This window comes from Cupriavidus sp. C3SS-1, from assembly GCF_057073755.1.
This window is the reverse complement of the sequence record NZ_CP172702.1, coordinates 69,988-76,432: the sequence shown is the minus strand read 5'-3', so window position 1 is coordinate 76,432 and position 6,445 is coordinate 69,988. Positions and strand designations below refer to the sequence as shown.

Sequence of the window (6,445 nt, the reverse complement as noted above, 5' to 3'; positions counted from 1 at the left end):
CGGGGTCTCCTCGTTTTCAGTGCAATAAGTGACGGTACGAAAAGCTAGCACTGGCGCGGAGGTGGTGTTGGTAGATCGTTGATTTCATTGACTTTCCTGTTCACTTTCAAATCTGCGATTCGTGGCGTCAAACCGTGGTCGGTTTCATCCATTGGTGCCAGTTATCGATGCATTTGGCCGCGAAGGCAGGATTTGGTCAGCATAGCGGTCAACCGGGAAGCGAAACACACCCCGCAAGTTGATGCTCTCCAGCCTGGTGGGCGCAATCTTCCCGATCAGTTCCGGTGGACATCGTGGGCACCACATGCATGTGGCTCAGGCGATGGCGCTCGACCAGGTCGAGAAGATCATCCGCGTCGAAGCGCGGCTGAAGCACCAGGACTTCGCCGAAGCGCAAGCTGTTGAGCGCATAGACATAGGGTGCCGAGTGGTAGAGCGGCCCCGTCAGCACGGCCCGGATCGGCCGAATCTCTTGCCCGTGCGCCAGACGAACCCTCAGGCCGAACTTCGCCGCGAGCTCGGGCGTGCCGTTGGCGCGCTGCACGCCCTTCGGGCGGCCCGTCGTGCCGGAGGTATAGAGCAGACTGGCCGGCGCCGCGACCGGCAAGGCCGTCGAAGGCTCCGATGCCTGGAGCCAGCCTTCATAGTCGACCGTGCCCGGGTTCGCCGTGCACGACGCATCGGACAGCCGATAGGCCTGCCGGATCTCGGGCGGCGACGCGGCTTCCAGCACCTTGCAGGCCTCGGGCACCGCGGATGCAACGCCCTTGAGCAGATCGGTGTGCGCGACGAGCACACGCGCTTTGCAGTCCTCGAGGATGAAGGCGATCTCGTCCCGGTTCGCATGCCAGTTCAAAGGCACCGCAACGATGCCGGCGCGGTTCGCGGCCAGCGTCATTTCGAGCACCGGAAAGTCATTGCGCATGAGGATGGCGACGACATCACCGGGCCTCAATCCCCATGCCGCCAGGCCGCCCGCCGCTCGAAGGACGCGCTGCGCCAAGGTGTCGCCGTCCAGGCTACGGCTGCCGCTGATCAGGGTTGCGTACATCTTGTGGGGCCTTCGCGAAAAGGGCGTGCGCCATGGCGTGCGCTAGACGACGGCATCGTCCAGGGTGGTCGCCCGGCGCAGCTCACGCCTGGCCGAGATGTCGTACCTGCGTCCGCGGTGAAGAACGCAGCGGTTGTCCCACATCACCAGATCTCCCACGTTCCAGCGATGCCGGTACACGAATTCCCGCTGTGTCGCGTGCTCGAGAAGCTCCGCAAGCAGCATCCGGCCTTCGGCCACCGGAAGGCCTTCGACGTGGCTCGCGTGCGCGCCGATGAAGAGAAACTTGCGCCCGGAGCCGGCGTGGGTTCGAACCAGCGGCCAGTTGACCGGCGGCATGGCATTGCGTTGCGCTTCCGAATAGTCGGTGTCGCCGAGCAGGAAGCGGGAGTTCAGTGCGTAGTGCTCGGCACGCAGCCCTTCCAACTCGGATTGGAGGTCCCGAGGCAGCGCGTCGTATGCCGCACGCATGTCGCAGAACTCGGTGTCGCCGCCCGACGGCGGAACCACCACCGCGGAGAGCATCGAGTAGCGGGCAGCAGGTTGCTGAAAGGAGCTGTCGCTGTGCCAGAGCTGGTTCGCGAAGTTCCCGACCACCTCGCGCGCATCGCGTTGCGCGACCTTGCCGTCGAGACTGACGTTCGAGATGTCCGCCAACTCCGCGTACTTGAATCTCGAAGGTCTTTGATTGACCTTGATGAAACCGCCTTCGAGTGGCCCGAAATTGCGCGCGAAGGCGATCTGCTGATCCTGACTCAGGGGCTGCCCCCGGAACACCAGCACCGACTTCTCGTCCATTAGCCGTTCGATCTCTCGGACCTCGGTCGAACCCAAGGCCTCTCGAAGGTCGATGTCTTCGACCCCTGCGGCGAAAAGAGGATGAAGGGGATTTGCGACGACGCTCACTTTTTTGCTCCTTTTCTAAGAGACTGTTTCAAAAAGACGGCTCAGCGCGCCTGAAGATGTTCCAGCAGACGAGAGAGCAGCCGAGTTTTATCATGGCGGTAGTCTAGAAATGCCGGGCCATATGGTCTAATACCTTCCATCAGCGCGAGCGATACGGGATCGGTATGGCTCTCCGGCAGCCGGAGCCAGCCACCAGGAGTGAAGAATGGAGTTTCGACAGCTTCGCTATTTCGTTGCTGCCGCGGAGGAGGGCAACGTCGGTGCCGCCGCGCGGCGGCTGCATATTTCCCAGCCCCCGGTCACGCGACAGATTCACGCGCTCGAACAGCATCTGGGCGTGTTGTTGTTCGAGCGCAGCGCGCGCGGCGTGCAGCTCACGCCCGCCGGGGCCGCGTTTCTCGAAGATGCACGGCGCATGCTCGAACTGGGTCGGACTTCCGTGGACCGGTCCCGCGCCGCCAGCCGGGGCGAGATCGGCCAACTCGATATCGGCTACCTCGGCACGGCGATCTACCAGACCGTCCCGGCATTGCTCCATGCGTTCACGCAGGCGGTCCCGGGGGCGACGCTGTCTCTGGCCCTGATGCCCAAGGTGCGGCAGATCGAGGCCCTGCGTGCCGGCACCATCCATCTCGGTGTCGGCCGCTTCTACCCCCAGGAGCCTGGAATCACGGTGGAGCACCTGCACTACGAACGGCTGTATATCGCAGCGGGTTCGAGCATTGCGCGCCAGCTGAGACAGGATCCGACGCTGCTGCGGCTCAAGAGCGAGTCCCTCGTTCTTTTCCCCAAGGAGGGGAGGCCGAGTTTCGCTGACGAAGTGATCGCCTTGATGCGCCGGGCCGGGGTCGAGCCGCGCGTGACGGCGATTGTCGAAGATGTCAACGCGGCCCTCGGGCTCGTCGCGGCCGGCGCCGGCGTCACGCTGGTCCCGGCCTCGGTGGCCGCGATTCGGCGGCCCTTCGTCCGGACGATGGAGATGGCCGATGCGAGCGCCAAGGTGCCGGTCAGCCTGACTTACCTGACCGACTCTCGCGTACCCGTGCTTCGCGCATTTCTCGATGTCGCAAGACGCGGGAAAGGACAGAAATAGCGCGGCTGGCTACGTGTACGATTTCGTGTTCGAACGCGAACTCCGTCAAGCAACTCGACCATCCATCGCCGCCGTCAGGCGCCAGCGCGAAGACGACTACCATCGAGATAGATCACCCGCCGCGTGGCGCCCGCAACGGGCCTCCTCGAAGGCGAATGCAACCCCGCTCCCCTCAGCACGGCACATGGCCACCCAAGATCGAACCCAGGCGGCACGCAAGAAGACATCGGGCCCGGCCGCGGCCAAACCCGCCAGCGAATCGACGCTGTACGTGCAATCGGTCGAGAAGGCGATGAAGGTGCTGATGGCCTTCGACGGCTCCAAGCGCCAGCTTTCGCTGTCCGAGATCTGCACGCTCACGCAGCTCGACCTGAGCGCCGGGCAGCGCTTCACTTTCACGCTCACGGCGCTCGGCTACCTCAACAAGGAATCGGAAAGCCGCAAGTACGAGCTCTCGCCGCGGCTGCTCGACTTCACCTACCATTACCTGGCGTCGAGCGACGTGGTGAACCGCGCCACGCCCTTTCTGCAGCAGCTCAGCCAGATGACGGAGGAGGTCTGCAACCTCACCGTGCTCGACGGGCCGGACATCGTCTTCGTGCAGCGCATCGTGAGCCGCAACGTGCTGCATCCCAACGTGATCGTCGGTACCCGCCTGCCGGCCTACTGCACCGCGCCGGGGCTGGCGCTGCTGTCGACGCTGCCCGAGGCCGAAGTCGATGCGCTGCTCGACGCCAGCACGCTGGTCAGGCACACGCCCAGGACCATCGTCGACCGCCGCAAGATCAAGGAGCGCGTGGCCGTCGCGCACGCGCGCGGCTTCGTGCGCACCGAGGACGAGTACTTTCTCTCCGACATCTCCACGGCCGCGCCGATCACCGATGCGCGCGGGCGCGGCATCGGCGCGATCAACGTCGCGGTGTCGCGTGCACGCTGGGAACCGGCGCGCGACGAGCAGCGCTTCGCCGACCTGGTGCGCAGCACGGCCTTCGCCGTGTCGGCGCCTCGGCGGCACGTCGCCTAGCAGCGAGGCCCGGGCGGGGCCTGCGATTCAGCGGCCCTTGAAATGCGGCGTGCGCTTCTCTGCGAAGGCCGCGCGTGCTTCGCGGAAGTCCTCGCTGTCGTCGGCCCGCGCCACCATGGCGTCGAGCTCGGCCCGCCGTTGCGCGACCTGGCCGGCGAGCACCGCATTCAACTGCGCCTTCGAACCGGCGATCGACAAGGGCGCGGCGGCGGTCATCGGTGCGCCGAAGCGCAAGGCCGCCTCGACGACATCGCCCTCGGCCACCGCGTCGGCGAAGCCGGTGCGGCCGATCTCGTCGATGCCGAACATCTGGCCGCTGTAGAGCCAGCGCCGCGCGTTGGAAGCGCCGATCAGCCAGGCCAGGCGCTGCAGCTGGATGGTCGGATAGACCAGGCCCAGCTTCGCGACCGGCACGCCGACGCGCGCCGTCGCGTCGGCCACGCGGAAGTCGCAGCACATGGCCAGGCTGCAGCCGCCGCCGGCACAGACGCCGCTGATGGCCGCGATCACCGGCAGCGGGGCGCTCTGTACCGCGGCATAGGCCTCCTGGATGCGCTGGCGGTAGACCTCGGCGTGCGCGGGATCGGCCTTGGCCGCCGCGAAGGCGACGATGTCGTCGCCGGCGCAGAAGTGGCCGCCGCTGCCGGTGAGCACCACGAGCCGGACCGAGCGGTCCTGCGCGAAGCGCTCGAAGGCGGCCTTCAGGTCGGTCCAGGCGTCGAAGTCGCAGGCATTGCGCCGCTGCGGGCGGTCGATGGTGACGATCGCGGTGCCGTCGCCGCGCTGATCGATGAGGATGTCCGGCCCGTCGAGCACGGTGAGGTTGCAGACCTCCTCCGTCATCTGGCTGAGCTGCTGCAGAAAGGGCGTGGCGCGGTTCACCACGTCGCTCGACGCCAGGTAATGGTAGGTGAAGTCGAGCAGCCGCGGCGAGAGCTCGTACTTGCGGCTTTCCGATTCCTTGTTGAGGTAGCCGAGCGCCGTGAGCGTGAAAGTGAAGCGCTGCCCGGCGCTCAGGTCGAGCTGCGTGAGCGTGCAGATCTCGGACAGCGAAAGCTGGCGCTTGGAGCCGTCGAAGGCCATCAGCACCTTCATCGCCTTCTCGACCGATTGCACGTACAGCGTCGATTCGCTGGCGGGTTTGGCCGCGGCCGGGCCCGATGTCTTCTTGCGTGCCGCCTGGGTTCGATCTTGGGTGGCCATGTGCCGTGCTGAGGGGAGCGGGGTTGCATTCGCCTTCGAGGAGGCCCGTTGCGGGCGCCACGCGGCGGGTGATCTATCTCGATGGTAGTCGTCTTCGCGCTGGCGCCTGACGGCGGCGATGGATGGTCGAGTTGCTTGACGGAGTTCGCGTTCGAACACGAAATCGTACACGTAGCCAGCCGCGCTATTTCTGTCCTTTCCCGCGTCTTGCGACATCGAGAAATGCGCGAAGCACGGGTACGCGAGAGTCGGTCAGGTAAGTCAGGCTGACCGGCACCTTGGCGCTCGCATCGGCCATCTCCATCGTCCGGACGAAGGGCCGCCGAATCGCGGCCACCGAGGCCGGGACCAGCGTGACGCCGGCGCCGGCCGCGACGAGCCCGAGGGCCGCGTTGACATCTTCGACAATCGCCGTCACGCGCGGCTCGACCCCGGCCCGGCGCATCAAGGCGATCACTTCGTCAGCGAAACTCGGCCTCCCCTCCTTGGGGAAAAGAACGAGGGACTCGCTCTTGAGCCGCAGCAGCGTCGGATCCTGTCTCAGCTGGCGCGCAATGCTCGAACCCGCTGCGATATACAGCCGTTCGTAGTGCAGGTGCTCCACCGTGATTCCAGGCTCCTGGGGGTAGAAGCGGCCGACACCGAGATGGATGGTGCCGGCACGCAGGGCCTCGATCTGCCGCACCTTGGGCATCAGGGCCAGAGACAGCGTCGCCCCCGGGACCGCCTGCGTGAACGCATGGAGCAATGCCGGGACGGTCTGGTAGATCGCCGTGCCGAGGTAGCCGATATCGAGTTGGCCGATCTCGCCCCGGCTGGCGGCGCGGGACCGGTCCACGGAAGTCCGACCCAGTTCGAGCATGCGCCGTGCATCTTCGAGAAACGCGGCCCCGGCGGGCGTGAGCTGCACGCCGCGCGCGCTGCGCTCGAACAACAACACGCCCAGATGCTGTTCGAGCGCGTGAATCTGTCGCGTGACCGGGGGCTGGGAAATATGCAGCCGCCGCGCGGCGGCACCGACGTTGCCCTCCTCCGCGGCAGCAACGAAATAGCGAAGCTGTCGAAACTCCATTCTTCACTCCTGGTGGCTGGCTCCGGCTGCCGGAGAGCCATACCGATCCCGTATCGCTCGCGCTGATGGAAGGTATTAGACCATATGGCCCGGCAT

The 6,445-nt window shown here is 65.9% G+C and carries 5 protein-coding genes and 2 pseudogenes; 2 read left to right on the top strand and 5 right to left on the bottom strand.

Features of this window, described 5'->3' with window-relative positions:
* Window positions 1-349: 349 nt before the first annotated feature.
* Window positions 350-1,051, bottom strand: a pseudogene (locus tag ACIGJC_RS31855) (AMP-binding protein); the annotation flags it as partial.
* A 42-nt stretch (window positions 1,052-1,093) separates the two neighbouring features.
* Window positions 1,094-1,957: an alpha-ketoglutarate-dependent 2,4-dichlorophenoxyacetate dioxygenase gene (gene tfdA / locus ACIGJC_RS31850; protein ID WP_011178399.1), complete on the bottom strand. Its 864-nt coding sequence runs from the start codon at window positions 1,955-1,957 to the stop codon at window positions 1,094-1,096.
* Between the two features lie 205 nt (window positions 1,958-2,162).
* Here tfdA and ACIGJC_RS31845 point away from each other — a divergent pair, with 205 nt between their 5' ends.
* Entirely contained in the window at window positions 2,163-3,050 is an 888-nt protein-coding gene (locus tag ACIGJC_RS31845; protein ID WP_011178398.1) for a LysR substrate-binding domain-containing protein, read from the top strand.
* 184 nt (window positions 3,051-3,234) lie between these two features.
* Window positions 3,235-4,074 (top strand): IclR family transcriptional regulator, encoded by an 840-nt coding sequence (locus ACIGJC_RS31840; RefSeq protein WP_011178397.1) that lies wholly within the window; start codon window positions 3,235-3,237, stop codon window positions 4,072-4,074.
* Between the two features lie 27 nt (window positions 4,075-4,101).
* Here ACIGJC_RS31840 and ACIGJC_RS31835 read toward each other — a convergent pair whose 3' ends face one another.
* The 3 genes and pseudogenes from ACIGJC_RS31835 to ACIGJC_RS31825 form a co-directional block, all read right to left on the bottom strand.
* Entirely contained in the window at window positions 4,102-4,890 is a 789-nt protein-coding gene (locus tag ACIGJC_RS31835; protein WP_227978825.1) for an enoyl-CoA hydratase/isomerase family protein, read from the bottom strand.
* Window positions 4,867-5,493 (bottom strand): annotated as a pseudogene (locus tag ACIGJC_RS31830) (helix-turn-helix domain-containing protein); the annotation flags it as partial. The pseudogene ACIGJC_RS31830 and the gene ACIGJC_RS31835, both read right to left, overlap by 24 nt.
* The gene (locus ACIGJC_RS31825; protein ID WP_011178398.1) at window positions 5,462-6,349 is read right to left on the bottom strand and encodes a LysR substrate-binding domain-containing protein; all 888 of its coding nucleotides are present in this window, start codon (window positions 6,347-6,349) and stop codon (window positions 5,462-5,464) included. The pseudogene ACIGJC_RS31830 and the gene ACIGJC_RS31825, both read right to left, overlap by 32 nt.
* Window positions 6,350-6,445 lie beyond the last annotated feature (96 nt).